Below are 14,276 nucleotides of genomic sequence, written 5' to 3'. Positions count from 1 at the left end.
GATCGCGCCGCATTGCCTTGTCTGCGCCATCGCGGACGGCATTTGAAATTCTCCATGATTGGGAGCCGGATCGGTCCGCCTGCCGTTTCCGCTTTTGAGGTCAGAGGGCCTGGGGACCTTACGAATGAGTACATCCGTCATACTCCTGTGCCTCGTGGTGTTGGGCGCCGTTGCCTTTCTGGCAGCCCGCAGCCGCGCTACGGCACTTGTTGGAGGCAAGTCCTCTGCGCTGCATTCACGACCGGGCTACTATGGTGCCTATGCCGCCATCTGGGCGATCTTGCCGGCCCTGATCGTGCTTTGCGCCTGGCTGGCGATCAGCCCTTCCATCATTGAATCCTCGGTACGCGGCGCTTTCCCGGATGAAATCAAAGCGCAGCCTACTGCGCAGCAGAATTTGAACTACGGTATGGTCAGCGCGATCGCGCGTGGCCTGCCGATGCTCACTGCCGATGAGATCATCGGCGCTGCCAGCGATCCGGCAGGCCTCCAGGCAAAGCTTGCTTCGAAGGGCGTTCCGCTCGCCGGTCAACCGCAGCCCTACATGATCGTGGCAGCACAGAAGCTGAATGCCGAATCCGGCTCCAGCCGCCTCGTGATGACGGCGATCGTTCTCGTTCTTGCGGTAGCCGGCGCATTCTACGCGCTCCGGGAAGTCGCGCCGCGGTTCCGGGCACGAAACCGCGTCGAGCGCGTCATGCTCTGGGGTCTCCTGTTGGCATCGTCGATCGCCATCCTGACGACGATCGGTATCGTTCTGTCGATGCTGACGGAGGCAGCCCACTTCTTCGCGGCCGTTCCTGCCGCAGACTTCTTCTTCGGAACGGTGTGGGATCCGCGCTTTGCCGGCGCTGGCAGCTCGTCCTTCGGGCAGTTCGGCCTGATCCCGCTGTTGCTCGGCACGCTCTATATCGGCTTTGTCGCAATGCTGGTCGCGGTGCCCGTCGGCCTCTTCGCGGCAATCTACATGGCCGAGTACGCTGCTCCCAGGGTCCGGTCGATCGCCAAGCCGCTGCTCGAAGTCCTCGCTGGCATTCCAACGATCGTTTACGGCTTCTTCGCCCTTGTCACCGTCGGCCCGTTCCTGCGCGACCTGTCTTCGCAGGTGAGCGGCCTGCTCTCCGGCAACTATACGAACTTCATTCAGGCGCAGAGCGTCCTGACGGCGGGTATCGTCATGGGCATCATGCTGATCCCATACGTTTCGTCGCTGTCGGACGACATCATCACCGCCGTGCCGCGTGCACTCCGCGATGGTTCGCTCGGTCTCGGCGCGACGCGCTCGGAAACGATCAAGAAGGTCGTGCTTCCCGCAGCGCTGCCCGGCATCGTCGGTGCGCTTTTGATGACCGCATCGCGAGCCATCGGCGAAACCATGATCGTCGTATTGGCGGCGGGCGTTGCGGCGCGCATCCAGCTCAATCCGTTCGAGCCGATGACGACAGTGACGGTCAAGATCGTCAACCAGCTGACCGGCGACCTCGAGTTCACCTCGCCGCAGACGCTGGTCGCCTTCGCCCTTGGCATCACGCTGTTTTGCATCACGCTTTGCCTCAACATCTACGCGCTCTACATCGTGCGCAAATACCGGGAGCAGTACGAATGACGGATATTGTTTCTCCGGTTCAGGGCGTTGTCGTTTCGAAGGCGCCTGAACGTCGTGATATCGGCCTGAAGCGCCGCTATGCCGCTGAACGCCGGTTCCGTGCCTATGGCATAGCCGCGATTTCCTTTGGCCTGATCTTCCTGGCGATCCTGCTGACGAGCATCATCAGCAAGGGCTATACGGCCTTTCAGCAGACGGCGATCACGTTGCCGATCGAATTCAGCGAGAAGGTACTTGATCCGAACAACAAGCGAGCGGCTGACCCGTCCGTTCTGGTCGCTGCGAACTACCCGGTTCTCATCCGCGACGCGATGATCAAGGCACTGAACCTCAATGCGTCGAGCCGTCCGGATGTCCGTGACGCGACCGCGATGGTTTCCAAGGGTGCGCCGATCCAGTTGCGTGACATGGTCGTTGCTGATCCGTCGTTGATCGGCAAGACCGTCAATGTAACGCTGCTTGCCGACGCCAACATCGACTCTGCCAACAAGGGTCAGATCGACCTCAAGGTCGACGAAAAGAACCGCAAGGTGAACGATAAGCAGGTTGGCTGGATGAACCAGCTGGCCGAGAGCGGCGCCCTGCACAAGAAGTTCAACACCGGCCTTTTCGTCAACGGCAACTCCAGCCGTCCTGAGGCCGCGGGCCTCGGCGTCGCGCTGATTGGCTCGCTCTACCTGATGCTGATCGTGCTCGTTCTCGCGCTGCCGATCGGCGTTGCCGCGTCGATTTACCTTGAAGAGTTCGCCCCGAAGAACAAGCTTACGGACCTGATCGAGGTGAACATCAACAATCTTGCAGCCGTTCCCTCGATCGTCTACGGCCTGCTCGGTCTAGCCGTCTTCATCAACTTCGCAGGCCTGCCGCGCTCGGCGTCGCTGGTCGGCGGTCTCGTGCTGACGCTGATGACCTTGCCGACGATCATCATCGCCACTCGCGCAGCGCTTCGCGCCGTGCCGCCGTCGATCCGGGCGGCTGCCCTAGGCCTCGGCGCCTCCAAGATGCAGATGGTTTTCCACCACGTGCTGCCGCTGGCGATGCCCGGCATCCTGACCGGCACCATTATCGGCCTGGCGCACGCGCTCGGCGAGACCGCGCCGCTCCTCCTGATCGGCATGGTCGCCTTCGTTGCAAACGCTCCGGCAACGCCGATGGAGCCTTCGACGGCCCTGCCTGTGCAGGTCTATATGTGGGCCAACGAAGCCGAGCGCGCCTTCGTCGAGCGCACGTCGGGTGCCATCATCGTCCTGCTCCTGTTCCTGATTGTCATGAACTTCGGAGCCATTCTCTTGCGTCGTCGCTTTGAGCGCCGCTGGTAAACGGAGTAGACATTATGAACATGTTGACGGAAGCAGCAGTTGAGAAAGCGGTTGATCAGAAGATGAATACCATTCCCTACAAGATGATCGGCCAGGACGTCTCGGTTTATTACGGCGAGAAGCGCGCGCTTTTCGATGTGAAGCTGAACATCCGCGAAAACACTGTGACGGCCCTCATCGGACCATCGGGCTGTGGCAAGTCCACGTTCCTGCGCAGCCTGAACCGTATGAATGACACGATCGACAATTGCCGCGTGACCGGCAAGATCACGCTCGACGGCGAAGATATCTACGATCCGGATATTGACGTGGTGGAACTCCGTGCCCGTGTCGGCATGGTGTTCCAGAAGCCAAATCCGTTCCCGAAGACGATCTACGAAAATGTGGCCTACGGTCCGCGTATCCACGGTCTCGCCAGGTCGAAGGCCGACATGGACCAAATCGTTGAGCTCAGCCTACAGCGCGCCGGTCTGTGGAACGAGGTGAAAGATCGCGTTCATGAAGCCGGCACTGGACTTTCCGGTGGTCAGCAGCAGCGCCTCTGCATCGCCCGCGCTGTTGCCGTCAGCCCGGAAGTGATCCTGATGGACGAGCCGTGCTCGGCACTCGATCCGATCGCCACGGCAAAGGTCGAGGAACTGATCCACGAACTCCGCGAGAACTACACGATCGTCATCGTGACGCACTCGATGCAGCAGGCCGCCCGCGTTTCGCAACGCACCGCCATGTTCCACCTCGGCAACCTCGTCGAGGAGAATGATACCGACAAGATGTTCACCAACCCGGACGACCCGCGCACCCAGGACTACATCATGGGCCGCTTCGGTTGATCGGTCGCTTTGGTAGCACTCACGATATTCAAGGATGAGCCCTATGGCATCGACACATATCTTTTCCGCGTACGACGATGATTTGAAGTTCCTGTCCCGCCGCATTTCGGAAATGGGCGGTTTGGCCGAGCAGATGGTCTCGGATGCCGTTCGCGCCCTCGTCAACGGCGACACGGCTCTCGCCCAGAAGGTCATCTCCGACGACGTGATCCTTGACCACGCCGAACGCGAGATCGGTGACAAGGCGATCGTCACGATTGCGCGCCGCCAGCCGATGGCAGCCGACCTTCGTGAGATCATGGGCTCCATCCGCATCGCGGCGGACCTGGAGCGCGTCGGCGATCTTGGCAAGAACACTGCCAAGCGCGTTATTGCTGTCCAGAGCGCCGGCGTGCCGCGCAAGCTCGCACGCGGCCTCGAGCACCTCTCGGAGCTCGCGCTGGTCCAGCTCAAGGAAGTGCTCGACGTCTACACGAGCCGCGCTGCTGACAAGGCAAAGTCGATCCGTGAGCGCGACGAGGAAATCGACGCGATGTACACCTCGCTGTTTCGCGAGATGCTCACCTATATGATGGAAGATCCGCGCAACATCACCAGCTGCACGCATCTCCTGTTCTGCGCCAAGAACATCGAGCGCATCGGCGACCACGCCACCAATATTGCCGAAACCATCTACTACATGGCCACCGGTGCCCAGCCGGAAGGCGAACGTCCGAAGGACGATACCGCCAACACCGTCGGCGCAGTCACTGAATAATCGCTCCGCGACCGCGCCCCCAGGAGACCGAAACGAATGATCCCAAAAGTAGCTGTCGTTGAAGACGAAGAAGCACTGAGCGTGCTTCTTCGCTATAACCTTGAGGCTGAAGGTTTCGAGGTCGATACCATCCTGCGCGGCGACGAAGCCGAGATTCGGTTGCAGGAACGGACGCCAGACATCCTGATCCTCGATTGGATGCTGCCTGGCGTATCTGGCATCGAGCTCTGCCGTCGCCTGCGTATGCGGCCGGAGACCGAGCGCCTGCCGATCATCATGTTGACGGCCCGCGGCGAGGAAAGCGAACGTGTTCGCGGCCTCTCCACCGGTGCCGACGATTACGTCGTCAAGCCGTTTTCGACACCGGAGCTGGTTGCTCGCGTCAAGGCGATGCTTCGCCGTGCCAAGCCGGAAGTGCTCTCCACGCTACTAAAGTGCGGCGATATCGAGCTCGACCGCGAGACGCATCGCGTTCATCGCAAGAGCCGCGAAGTCCGCCTCGGTCCGACCGAGTTCCGGCTCCTCGAATTCCTCATGGCGTCCCCTGGCCGCGTCTTCTCGCGCTCGCAATTGCTTGACGGCGTCTGGGGTCACGACATCTACGTCGATGAGCGTACTGTAGACGTCCATGTCGGTCGTTTGCGCAAGGCACTGAACTTCTCTAACATGCAGGACGTCATCCGCACGGTTCGCGGCGCCGGCTATTCCATGGAAGCCTAAGCTTTCCCCGGAAAGCCAGCGCGACTTTCATAAAATTTCACAAACGAAAAACGGGCCCGCGAGGGCCCGTTTTCTTTGGTCCTTATCCGGCTTCCGGGTCAAGCGACCCGGTTGGCAGCCTTGCGGCGCTCGTTCACCGGCTGATAGGCCATGCGTTGATGATACGTGCAATAGGGGGAGTTGTCCGGAGACTCGCAGCCGCAGAAGTGGAAATCATCTTTCAGCGGGTCGCCGACCGGCCACTTGCAGGTGCGTTCGGTCAGTTCAGTCAGGCCGAGGCGGCGCGAAATCGGAACGACGACGTTTGCGGCCGGACGATACCGGACTTCCTCGATCGCATCGATCTCGATTTCTTCCTTGAGCATAGTCGCACCCTGCTGGCGGGCGACGGTGCGTGTGGCGACGCGAGACGCATAGTTCGGAGCGCGGGGCGCGGATGTCGTGCGCTTGGGCGTTCTGACAGTCGTTGTCGTGCCCCCGGCCTTGGCGCGGCCAGGCAAACTCAAACGGTGGACTTTGCCAATGACAGCGTTACGGCTTACACCGCCAAGTTGTGCCGCGATCTGGCTGGCGCTAAGCCCTTCGGACCACAGCTTCTTCAGTTTTTCAACGCGCTCGTCTGTCCAGTTCATGCCCCTGTCTCCGCCTTATTAGCGTTGGTGTAGGCAGAATCCTTCACCGTTGCCCTGGACGTATCCAAGGCAAGAAACGCCTGCTCGATTTTGGTGACTAGTTCCGCCGCATGCAGTCTAGTAATTGAGTTTTAACCTAGTGTGAGGCTGACTCCGTGACAAGAGTCGGTTGAATCTCGGCGAATCGAATTTCAAGTTTTCCCCAACTTGCTGGGTGTGAGAGTCATTTTTGCAACATTAGTTGTTGATAGGTCTGCCGCCTTCGGATGGCAGCTTGACGCGTGCTGGAAAACCTCAGTTTTGTTGACATTGCAGTGCGAAAAGTAAATAGTGCTGCTTGCCGCCGAAAGGCGGCATTTTTAATTTCCGGACACTGCGTTCCTTAGCCGGAGTCCGCCCGCTGATGGTTATTGACAGGAGATCGCGCCATGGCTGAAGCCGCGCTTTACGACACCTACTCTCGTGCCCCGCTGCGGTTCGAGCGAGGAGAAGGCGTGTGGCTGATCACCGAAGCGGGCGAGCGATATCTTGATTTCGGCGCAGGCGTTGCCGTGACTTCCGTCGGCCACGGCCATCCGCATGTGGTGGGCGCGCTGAAGGAGCAGGCCGACAAGGTCTGGCACCTGTCCAATATCTACGAGATTCCTGGCCAGGAAACGCTCGCGAAGCGGCTCACCGAGGCGACGTTCGCCGATAAGGTGTTCTTCACGAACTCCGGCGCGGAAGCTCTGGAATGCGCGATCAAGACCGCGCGCCGCTACCAGTTTTCAAAGGGGCATCCCGAGCGGTTCCACATCATCACCTTCGAAGGTGCCTTCCATGGCCGCACGCTGGCGACGATCGCTGCCGGCGGCCAGGAGAAATATCTCGAAGGCTTCGGTCCCAAGGCTCCTGGCTTCGATCAGGTTCCGTTCGGCGATCTCGATGCCGTGCGCGCCGCTATCACAAGCGAGACGGCCGCTATCCTCATCGAGCCTATTCAGGGAGAAGGCGGCGTTCGCCCGGCGACCAACGAGTTTCTGAAGGCGCTCCGCGCAATCTGCGACGAAAACGGCCTGCTGCTGATCTTCGACGAAGTGCAAACGGGTGTGGGCCGTACGGGCAAGCTCTTTGCGCACGAGTGGTCCGGCGCCACTCCCGACATCATGGCAGTGGCCAAGGGTATCGGCGGTGGCTTCCCGCTCGGCGCCTGCCTTGCGACGGCAGAGGCCGCTTCCGGCATGAAGGCTGGCACGCATGGCTCCACCTATGGCGGCAATCCGCTTGCCATGGCTGTGGGCGGCGCCGTGCTCGACGTGATCCTCGCGGAAGGCTTCCTGCAGCAGGTGCGCGACGTCTCGCTGGTCTTCCGCCAGGGGCTGGCCTCGCTCAAGGATCGCTATCCTGATATCATCGAGGACATCAGAGGCGAGGGGCTGCTGCTTGGCGTCAAGGCTGCCGTGCCGTCCTCCGAGTTGCTGCAGGCGATCCGTGACGCTCACCTGCTCGGTGTGCCTGCCGGTGACAACGTCATTCGTCTTCTGCCGCCCCTGGTCGTCACAGCCGACGAAGCCCGCGAGGGCCTTGCCCGCCTCGAACGCGCCGCCGAAAGCGTGCGTGCTTCAAAGGTCAAAAAGACGGCTTAATGGACAGTGCCTGTCGCAAGGCGGGCGTGATAGGTAAAGACAATGGCTTCCCCAAAACACTTCCTCGATCTCTCCGCCGTCACGGCATCCGACCTGCGGCTCATCATGAATGACGCAATGTCACGCAAGCAGGCCTTCAAGGCCGGGCAGGGCGATAAGCCGCTCGCCGGCAAGATGCTGGCGATGATCTTCGAAAAGCCCTCGACCCGTACCCGCGTCTCCTTCGACGTCGGCATGCGCCAGCTCGGCGGCGAGACGCTGTTCCTGTCGGGCACCGAGATGCAGCTCGGCCGTGCCGAGACGATCGGCGATACGGCAAAGGTGCTGTCGCGCTATGTCGATGCGATCATGATCCGCACGACCGATCATGCCCGCATGCTGGAGCTTGCCGAGCATGCAACGGTTCCCGTTATCAATGCGCTGACTGATGATACGCATCCCTGCCAGATCATGGCTGACATCATGACCTTCGAGGAGCATCGCGGTCCGATCAAGGGCAAGACGATCGCCTGGACCGGCGACGGCAACAACGTGCTGCATTCGCTTGTCGAAGGAGCTGCGCGTTTCGGCTATCGCATGAATATGGCGGTCCCCCTTGGTTCTGAGCCGAAGGATCACTATTTGAACTGGGCCCGCGATGAGGGCGCCGAAATCATGCTTTGCCATGATGCAGACCGTGCGGTCGCCGGCGTCGATTGCGTGGTGACCGATACCTGGGTCTCCATGAATCAGGAACATCGGGCCCGGGGTCACAACGTCTTCCAGCCTTATCAGGTCAACGCGGCTTTGATGGCGCAGGCCGACAAGGATGCATTGTTCATGCATTGCCTGCCCGCCCATCGTGGTGAGGAAGTCACGGACGAGGTGATCGACGGCCCGCAATCCGTGGTCTTCGATGAAGCGGAAAACCGTCTTCATGCACAGAAGTCGATTCTTGCTTGGTGCCTGGGCGCGATCTGAACCATACTGGACGCCACATCGGGCCCGAAGGGCCAGTGGCCGTGCGAGCGGATGGACACTCTTGTCCGCCGCTCTCAGACTAGGAGAAGACCATGGCAGAACCTGCAGCCACCCTCGGCGAATTCAATTTCGCCGGCGATGATCATGTCGTTCCTTTTCAGGTGGAAGGCCTGGACGTGCGCGGTCGCGCTGTCCAGCTCGGCCCGATGCTGGACGCGATTCTTGAGCGTCATCGCTATCCTGCGCCTGTCGCGCGGCTTCTTGCTGAAGTCGTCGTGTTGACGGTGCTGCTCGGCACGTCGCTGAAATTTGAAGGAAAGTTCACGGTGCAGACCAAGGGCGATGGCCCGGTCGACCTGCTGGTTTGCGATTTCTCGACGCCGGAGAACGTGCGGGCCTACGCTCGCTTCAATCACGGCCTCCTCGACAAGGCCGTTGCCGCCGGACAGGTTGAACCTGAACAGCTGCTCGGCAAGGGCATGCTGGCCTTTACGATCGATCAGGGCAAATTCAGCCAACCCTACCAGGGCATTGTTGCGCTCGATGGGGCGACGCTGGAGGAGATTGCCGGCACCTATTTCCGCCAATCGGAGCAGATCCCGACGCGCGTACGTCTTGCCGCAGCCGAACTCTTCGACCGCGACGAGGCCGGCAAGCCGCGTCACCGCTGGCGGGCAGGGGGGCTTGTTGCCCAGTTCCTGCCGGAAGCGCCGGAGCGCATGCGCCAGCCGGATCTTCACGGCGGCGATGGCGACACGGCTGGCAGCTCCCACAAGGAAGACGATGCCTGGGCTGAAGCCCGCTCCCTCGTCGACACGATCGATGCCGACGAATTGACGGATCCGCAGGTCGGCACCGAGCGGCTGCTTTACCGGCTGTTCCACGAGCGCGGCGTTCGCGTCTACGAACCGCGCGAGGTCTTCGATCGTTGCAGCTGTTCCCGCGAGAAGATCAAGGGCGTTCTGAAGGGGTTCTCGGCAGAAGAAATTGATGCCAGCCAGGAAGACGGCACAATTTCGGTCACCTGCGAATTTTGCTCGACGACCTATCGCTTCGAAGTGGAAGAGGTGGCGGAGGCTGCCGAGTGATCAGTTCAGGACTCTGAGTAGCCCTGGCGAATCCAGCGAGAAGGCGGGTATTTCGACATTGAAAAGCTCGCCTTCATCGGTTTCCATCTGATAGTGGCCGAACATCAGCCCAGATGGCGTATCCAGCGGGCAGCCCGAGGAATACTCATAGGTATCGCCCGGCGCGAGCCGCGGCTGTTCACCAACAACCCCGGCGCCCGTGACCTCGTCGACGATCCCGTTCTGGTCGGTGATATTCCAATAACGGTTCATCAGCCGCACGGTCTTGTCGGAATTATTGCTGATGACGATCTTGTAGCCCCAGACATAGCGATCGTCGTCCGGATCGGATTGCTCCTCCAGATAAAAGGGTTCGACAACGACTTCAATGTCTCGTGTAAGGGCGCGGTACATGCCTACACCATAGTCAACATACGTTACCGGTATCTTATACGACGGCCGTTCCGTCAATAAACCGATAGTCGATCACGTCCGAAATGCCTGTAATGGCAAGAAGTTTCGCGTGTTAGATCCGATTTTTGACCGCCTTGCTTGCGGCAAAGAGCGGAGGACTACCGGCCGGATTTGCGTCAATCCGGCCGATATTTGGCTGATCAGGCGTTCACTTTGGCGAGTGCCTGGGCGAAATCCTCGATCAGGTCGTCGGTGTCTTCGATGCCCGCAGAGAGACGAACGGTGCCGCCGGAGATACCGAGTTCGGCACGCGCCTCGTCGCTCAGGTTCTTGTGCGTCGTCGTCGCCGGGTGCGTGATCAAGCTCTTGGCGTCGCCGAGATTGTTGGAGATCTTGATCACCTGCAGTGCATTCTGCAGCGCGAAGGCCGCTTCCTTGCCGCCCTTGAGTTCGATGGCGACGAGCGTCGAGCCGCCCTTCATCTGTTTGGCGACGATGTCGGCCTGCGGATGGTCCTTGCGGCCGGGGTAAATGACCTTGGCGACCTTCGGTTGATCGGCCAGGAAGTCGGCGATCTTCGACGCATTTTCGGTCTGCTGCTTGACGCGCAGCGGCAGCGTTTCGAGGCCCTTGAGCAGCGTCCATGCCGTGAATGGCGACATGGCCGGGCCGGTGTGGCGGTAATAATCCTGCAGGTTCTCGTTGACCCATTCCCTGTCGGAGAGGATGACGCCGCCGAGGCTGCGGCCCTGGCCGTCGATGTGCTTGGTTGCCGAATAGACGACGATATGGGCACCGAGTTCGAGCGGCTTCTGGAAGATCGGGGTGGCGAAGACGTTGTCGACCACGACCTTGGCGCCGATCTGGTTGGCGAGCTTCGCAACACCGGCGATATCGATCACCTCAAGCGTCGGGTTCGTCGGGCTTTCCAGGAAGAATACCTTGGTGCTCGGGCGGATCGCCCTTTCCCAGTTCTCAAGATAGCGACCATCAACGAGCGTGCACTCAATGCCGTATTTCGGCGCAAGCGTTTCCACGACCCAGCGGCACGAGCCGAAAAGGGCGCGGGCGGCAACGATGTGGTCGCCGGCCTTCAATTGGCAGAGGATTGCAGCGGTGACGGCTGCCATGCCCGAGGCCGTGGCACGGGCTTCCTCGGCACCTTCGAGGGCGCACATGCGCTTCTCGAACATGTCGTTGGTCGGGCTGCCGTAGCGGGCGTAGATGTAGCCGTCCGTCTCGCCCTTGAAGCGTGCTTCCGCCGCTTCCGCGCTTTCATAGACGAATCCCTGTGTGAGGTAGATTGCTTCGGAGGTCTCGCCATATTGCGAACGCAGCGAACCGCCGTGGACGAGTTGGGTTGCCGGGCGCCAGGTCTTGCTCATGAATCACCACTTTCAAACAACAAAAAAACCGGCCGCGAAAGCAGACCGGTTTTGCACCCGGTCCTTTTAGCCACTTGTTTAACGTGGCTGCAAGCCGACCGGCCAAATCACCACGGGATAAAGGTGCAATACTGCCGTTCTATGCTTGCGTCAATTCCTTGAGTTTGGTTTTGTCTCCGACAAATATGGATGGGGCATGATGGCTCGCGTAACAGGAATTTTGGCAGATCGTGCGATTGCTGGGCTTTTCGAGGCCGGGCGTCTCAGCTCGGAGCGCGATCTGGATCACGACCAGATCCAGCCGGCAAGCCTTGACCTCCGGCTCGGTGCCAAGGCTTTTCGCGTTCGCGCGAGCTTCATGCCTGGCCCTTCGCATCTCGTCTCCGACAAGCTCGATCGCCTGAGCCTCCACGTCGTCGACCTCTCCGAAGGTGCGGTGCTGGAGACCGGCTGCGTCTATATTGTTCCCTTGATGGAGCGCCTCGACCTGCCGGCCGATATGTCGGCCTCGGCCAATCCCAAAAGCTCAACCGGGCGTCTGGATATCTTCACGCGCGTCATCACCGACTATGCACAGGAGTTCGACAAGATCCCGGCCGGCTATTCCGGTCCCCTCTATCTCGAAATCAGTCCACGCACCTTCCCGATCGTCGTGCGCCGCGGCTCGCGCCTGTCGCAGATCCGCTTCCGGGTCGGCCATTCCGTGCTCGGTGAGCCCGAACTGCTGGCGCTGCATGACGCCGAGACGCTCGTTGCCAGCAAGCAGCCGAACGTATCGGGCGGCGGCATTGCGCTCTCGATCGATCTTGCCGGCGACAAGGACGGCCTGATCGGCTACCGCGGCAAGCACCATACCGCCGTCGTCGATGTCGACAAGAAGGCGCAGCACGACATCTATGACTTCTGGGAACCGCTCTATAGCCGCGGCCGCAACGAACTGATTTTGGATCCGGACGAGTTTTACATCCTGGTTTCCCGCGAAGCCATTCATGTGCCGCCGCACTACGCGGCCGAGATGACCCCTTTCGATCCGCTGGTCGGCGAATTCCGTGTGCACTATGCGGGGTTCTTCGATCCCGGTTTCGGCCATGCGCCCGCTGGCGGCCGCGGCAGCCGTGCGGTGCTCGAAGTCCGCAGCCACGAGGTACCTTTCATCCTCGAAGACGGCCAGATCGTCGGCCGCCTCGTTTACGAGCACATGCGGGAGCACCCGGAAAGTCTTTACGGCACCGGCCTCGGCTCAAACTATCAGGCACAGGGCCTGAAGCTCTCGAAGCATTTCCGCATCTAGCGCCCGAACCTAGACCTCGGCGCCACCGCGATGCTGGCTACTCGGCCAAAGGCGGAGCCACTCTGTCGCCGATCTGAAGGAATGGCGTTCGGCGGGTGAAAAAGCGCGGCTTGTGGTGCCGCGGTGAGCCATGCTGCGCCTGTGCGGTGACGGTATTGGGTTCGAGGTCGCCTATCAGTACCGATGGGCGCGCAAACACACGCTTCCAAAGGCCTTTTCCGGCCGCAAGCGGGTGGGCGCGCCGGGGCATAACCTCCGGCATCTCACTGAATATCCTCTGCACCATCTTCTCGCGAACGCCTTGGGCGGTCTTGGTGATTTTCCAGGCATCGCGCCGGTCTCTGATGCCGACGATAGACAGGGACATGCCCGATCGCGCCCGATCCATCGCCGAGACCTGGCCGGCAACATCAAGATCGGGGAAAGGAGTGAAGATAAGAATATCGCCCAACCGCGTCTGACCGAACGCAGCCTCATCGTGCATCGTCAACGTTGCCTTGCCGATGGATATGGTATCGACGGTGCAAGCAGACGATCTGCCGCTGCTCGCGACATGTCCCTGGCCGTCGAGTGGAAACTGGATCTTGTCGAGCGCTTCTCTCGGAAGTTCGATACAGACGAGCAGCGACACGAACGCGTAGACCATGACGACCATGCCTCAGGCGACGCTGAAGCCGTCGAGGTCATTGTAAGTTCCAAGCAGGGGCCCGTTCAGCATCCCGATAAATGTCAGGACGATCACAGCAAGAAAGGTCCCGGCGATTGGATAGATGACTTCGACGCGGCCGCGGTCCTCGCCCTTGGCGGTCACTTGAAGGCTCGACCGAAGGGGTGGAGCAGGGCATGGAAGAGTGCGATGGTGATCGGAATCGCGGATACCATCTGCGACACCTCGGTAAAGAGGGGCAGGCTGCGCCAGCCCGAAACCCATGCGTGGAACGCCCACATTCCGGCAACCATCGGCAGCGCATAGAGGAAGAATGCTTCGGGCTCCATGAGGATCGCTGGCAGGCCAAGGAAATAGTAGAGTAGCGGTGCCGCCATGAGCAGCAGGATGAAGGGGCGGCAGAACCAGAAAAGAAGCCCGTGAAAACAGTGCAGCCGTTGGAGGATCGTGAATCCTTTGCCGAGGAAGGGACCATCGCGAAGGAGCGCCACCTGAATTGTTCCGAGGCACCACCGGCAGCGTTGGGTGATATAGCCGGAGAGACTTTCGGCCGAGAGGCCAACGCTCAAGCGCTCGTTCAGCCAGCGCGTCTTTAAGCCCTTTTGCAGCAGGCGATATTACTATCGGTAAAATGACATTTTATTATTAAAAGGAGGTATTGATTGAACGTTGCGGTAAAGTCGCAGGAGTGGGCGGAGGCCGCAATCCTCTCAGGCAACTTCTTGTCAGCCAGGTATGCCGGCTTGACAGACGCCGCCATCTGTTGAAAGTCTCGGCTGTGCGCGGGTGTAGCTCAATGGTAGAGCAGCAGCTTCCCAAGCTGAATACGAGGGTTCGATTCCCTTCACCCGCTCCAAACCATCTTTGTCCAGCCCGGAGACATAGGTAACAGATCGTACCTCTTATGTTCGTTTGCAAGCTCCTGAGTCATGAATTTGCCTTTCCGGCTTTGACAACGGAATCACATGCGTAAAGCTGGTGAACAAGGTAGGAGACAGGGCAT

The 14,276-nt window shown here is 60.3% G+C and carries 15 protein-coding genes, 1 tRNA gene and 1 riboswitch; of the genes, 10 read left to right on the top strand and 6 right to left on the bottom strand.

Annotated elements, in window-relative coordinates:
* The first annotated feature begins 124 nt into the window (after positions 1-124).
* From pstC to phoB, 5 genes are read left to right on the top strand one after another with little or no spacing between them, the layout of a single operon-like run.
* Positions 125-1,606, top strand: a complete 1,482-nt coding sequence (gene pstC / locus ATY79_RS11960; protein ID WP_088691255.1) for a phosphate ABC transporter permease subunit PstC — start codon at positions 125-127, stop codon at positions 1,604-1,606.
* Positions 1,603-2,925 carry a phosphate ABC transporter permease PstA gene (pstA, locus tag ATY79_RS11955; RefSeq protein ID WP_088691256.1) on the top strand — a complete coding sequence of 441 codons (1,323 nt, stop codon included), beginning with the start codon at positions 1,603-1,605 and terminating at the stop codon, positions 2,923-2,925. Before pstC ends, pstA begins: the two co-directional genes overlap by 4 nt.
* Positions 2,926-2,939: 14 nt before the next feature.
* Positions 2,940-3,755: a phosphate ABC transporter ATP-binding protein PstB gene (gene pstB / locus ATY79_RS11950; RefSeq protein WP_088691257.1), complete on the top strand. Its 816-nt coding sequence runs from the start codon at positions 2,940-2,942 to the stop codon at positions 3,753-3,755.
* A 43-nt stretch (positions 3,756-3,798) separates the two neighbouring features.
* On the top strand, positions 3,799-4,512 hold the full coding sequence (gene phoU, locus ATY79_RS11945) for a phosphate signaling complex protein PhoU (protein ID WP_007796220.1): 714 nt from the start codon (positions 3,799-3,801) through the stop codon (positions 4,510-4,512).
* Positions 4,513-4,548: 36 nt separating this feature from the next.
* A complete protein-coding gene (gene phoB, locus ATY79_RS11940) occupies positions 4,549-5,232 on the top strand; it encodes a phosphate regulon transcriptional regulator PhoB (RefSeq protein ID WP_016552616.1) in 684 nt (227 codons plus the stop codon).
* 98 nt (positions 5,233-5,330) lie between these two features.
* Here phoB and ATY79_RS11935 read toward each other — a convergent pair whose 3' ends face one another.
* Complete coding sequence (locus ATY79_RS11935; protein ID WP_088703980.1) at positions 5,331-5,864, bottom strand: GcrA family cell cycle regulator; 534 nt, start codon at positions 5,862-5,864, stop codon at positions 5,331-5,333.
* A 428-nt stretch (positions 5,865-6,292) separates the two neighbouring features.
* Here ATY79_RS11935 and ATY79_RS11930 point away from each other — a divergent pair, with 428 nt between their 5' ends.
* The 3 genes from ATY79_RS11930 (at position 6,293) to ATY79_RS11920 (ending at position 9,537) form a co-directional block, all read left to right on the top strand.
* Complete coding sequence (locus tag ATY79_RS11930; RefSeq protein ID WP_088703979.1) at positions 6,293-7,489, top strand: aspartate aminotransferase family protein; 1,197 nt, start codon at positions 6,293-6,295, stop codon at positions 7,487-7,489.
* A 42-nt stretch (positions 7,490-7,531) separates the two neighbouring features.
* Positions 7,532-8,449: an ornithine carbamoyltransferase gene (gene argF / locus ATY79_RS11925; RefSeq protein WP_088691260.1), complete on the top strand. Its 918-nt coding sequence runs from the start codon at positions 7,532-7,534 to the stop codon at positions 8,447-8,449.
* Between the two features lie 92 nt (positions 8,450-8,541).
* Positions 8,542-9,537: an Hsp33 family molecular chaperone gene (locus ATY79_RS11920; RefSeq protein WP_088691261.1), complete on the top strand. Its 996-nt coding sequence runs from the start codon at positions 8,542-8,544 to the stop codon at positions 9,535-9,537.
* Here the strand turns inward: ATY79_RS11920 and apaG are convergent, their stop codons facing one another.
* Both apaG and ATY79_RS11910 read right to left on the bottom strand, forming a co-directional pair.
* Positions 9,538-9,930: a Co2+/Mg2+ efflux protein ApaG gene (gene apaG, locus ATY79_RS11915; RefSeq protein WP_088691262.1), complete on the bottom strand. Its 393-nt coding sequence runs from the start codon at positions 9,928-9,930 to the stop codon at positions 9,538-9,540. It lies immediately after the preceding gene.
* Between the two features lie 200 nt (positions 9,931-10,130).
* Positions 10,131-11,315: an O-succinylhomoserine sulfhydrylase gene (locus tag ATY79_RS11910; protein ID WP_088703978.1), complete on the bottom strand. Its 1,185-nt coding sequence runs from the start codon at positions 11,313-11,315 to the stop codon at positions 10,131-10,133.
* A gap of 45 nt (positions 11,316-11,360) precedes the next feature.
* Positions 11,361-11,439: riboswitch (SAM riboswitch) on the bottom strand.
* A 72-nt stretch (positions 11,440-11,511) separates the two neighbouring features.
* Between ATY79_RS11910 and ATY79_RS11905 the strand changes: the two genes are divergently transcribed.
* Positions 11,512-12,606, top strand: coding sequence for a 2'-deoxycytidine 5'-triphosphate deaminase (locus ATY79_RS11905; RefSeq protein ID WP_189637083.1), 1,095 nt, complete (start codon positions 11,512-11,514; stop codon positions 12,604-12,606).
* A gap of 37 nt (positions 12,607-12,643) precedes the next feature.
* Here ATY79_RS11905 and ATY79_RS31505 read toward each other — a convergent pair whose 3' ends face one another.
* Genes ATY79_RS31505 through ATY79_RS31495 form a run of 3 tightly spaced genes read right to left on the bottom strand, consistent with a single transcriptional unit; the run spans position 12,644 to position 13,764 of the window.
* Positions 12,644-13,252, bottom strand: a complete 609-nt coding sequence (locus tag ATY79_RS31505) for a hypothetical protein (protein ID WP_245312371.1) — start codon at positions 13,250-13,252, stop codon at positions 12,644-12,646.
* Between the two features lie 12 nt (positions 13,253-13,264).
* The gene (locus tag ATY79_RS31500; RefSeq protein WP_245312370.1) at positions 13,265-13,417 is read right to left on the bottom strand and encodes a hypothetical protein; all 153 of its coding nucleotides are present in this window, start codon (positions 13,415-13,417) and stop codon (positions 13,265-13,267) included.
* Complete coding sequence (locus tag ATY79_RS31495; protein WP_245312369.1) at positions 13,414-13,764, bottom strand: hypothetical protein; 351 nt, start codon at positions 13,762-13,764, stop codon at positions 13,414-13,416. Before ATY79_RS31495 ends, ATY79_RS31500 begins: the two co-directional genes overlap by 4 nt.
* A gap of 291 nt (positions 13,765-14,055) precedes the next feature.
* On the opposite strand from ATY79_RS31495, the gene ATY79_RS11895 reads away from it, so the two are divergent.
* Positions 14,056-14,129: transfer RNA gene (locus tag ATY79_RS11895), tRNA-Gly, on the top strand.
* The last annotated feature ends 147 nt before the right edge of the window (positions 14,130-14,276 follow it).

The organism is Rhizobium sp. R693, from assembly GCF_002211315.1.
Lineage (GTDB): Bacteria > Pseudomonadota > Alphaproteobacteria > Rhizobiales > Rhizobiaceae > Rhizobium.
Note: the sequence above shows the minus strand (reverse complement) of the source record. Positions and strands in the feature narration are given on the sequence as shown.

What these genes read in the sequence shown, in the direction of transcription:
- pstC (WP_088691255.1), top strand. Translation starts at nt 125, where the DNA reads ATGAGTACATCCGTCATACTCCTGTGCCTCGTGGTGTTGGGCGCCGTT.
- pstA (WP_088691256.1), top strand. Translation starts at nt 1,603, where the DNA reads ATGACGGATATTGTTTCTCCGGTTCAGGGCGTTGTCGTTTCGAAGGCG.
- pstB (WP_088691257.1), top strand. Translation starts at nt 2,940, where the DNA reads ATGAACATGTTGACGGAAGCAGCAGTTGAGAAAGCGGTTGATCAGAAG.
- phoU (WP_007796220.1), top strand. Translation starts at nt 3,799, where the DNA reads ATGGCATCGACACATATCTTTTCCGCGTACGACGATGATTTGAAGTTC.
- phoB (WP_016552616.1), top strand. Translation starts at nt 4,549, where the DNA reads ATGATCCCAAAAGTAGCTGTCGTTGAAGACGAAGAAGCACTGAGCGTG.
- ATY79_RS11935 (WP_088703980.1), bottom strand. Translation starts at nt 5,864, where the DNA reads ATGAACTGGACAGACGAGCGCGTTGAAAAACTGAAGAAGCTGTGGTCC.
- ATY79_RS11930 (WP_088703979.1), top strand. Translation starts at nt 6,293, where the DNA reads ATGGCTGAAGCCGCGCTTTACGACACCTACTCTCGTGCCCCGCTGCGG.
- argF (WP_088691260.1), top strand. Translation starts at nt 7,532, where the DNA reads ATGGCTTCCCCAAAACACTTCCTCGATCTCTCCGCCGTCACGGCATCC.
- ATY79_RS11920 (WP_088691261.1), top strand. Translation starts at nt 8,542, where the DNA reads ATGGCAGAACCTGCAGCCACCCTCGGCGAATTCAATTTCGCCGGCGAT.
- apaG (WP_088691262.1), bottom strand. Translation starts at nt 9,930, where the DNA reads ATGTACCGCGCCCTTACACGAGACATTGAAGTCGTTGTCGAACCCTTT.
- ATY79_RS11910 (WP_088703978.1), bottom strand. Translation starts at nt 11,315, where the DNA reads ATGAGCAAGACCTGGCGCCCGGCAACCCAACTCGTCCACGGCGGTTCG.
- ATY79_RS11905 (WP_189637083.1), top strand. Translation starts at nt 11,512, where the DNA reads ATGATGGCTCGCGTAACAGGAATTTTGGCAGATCGTGCGATTGCTGGG.
- ATY79_RS31505 (WP_245312371.1), bottom strand. Translation starts at nt 13,252, where the DNA reads ATGGTCTACGCGTTCGTGTCGCTGCTCGTCTGTATCGAACTTCCGAGA.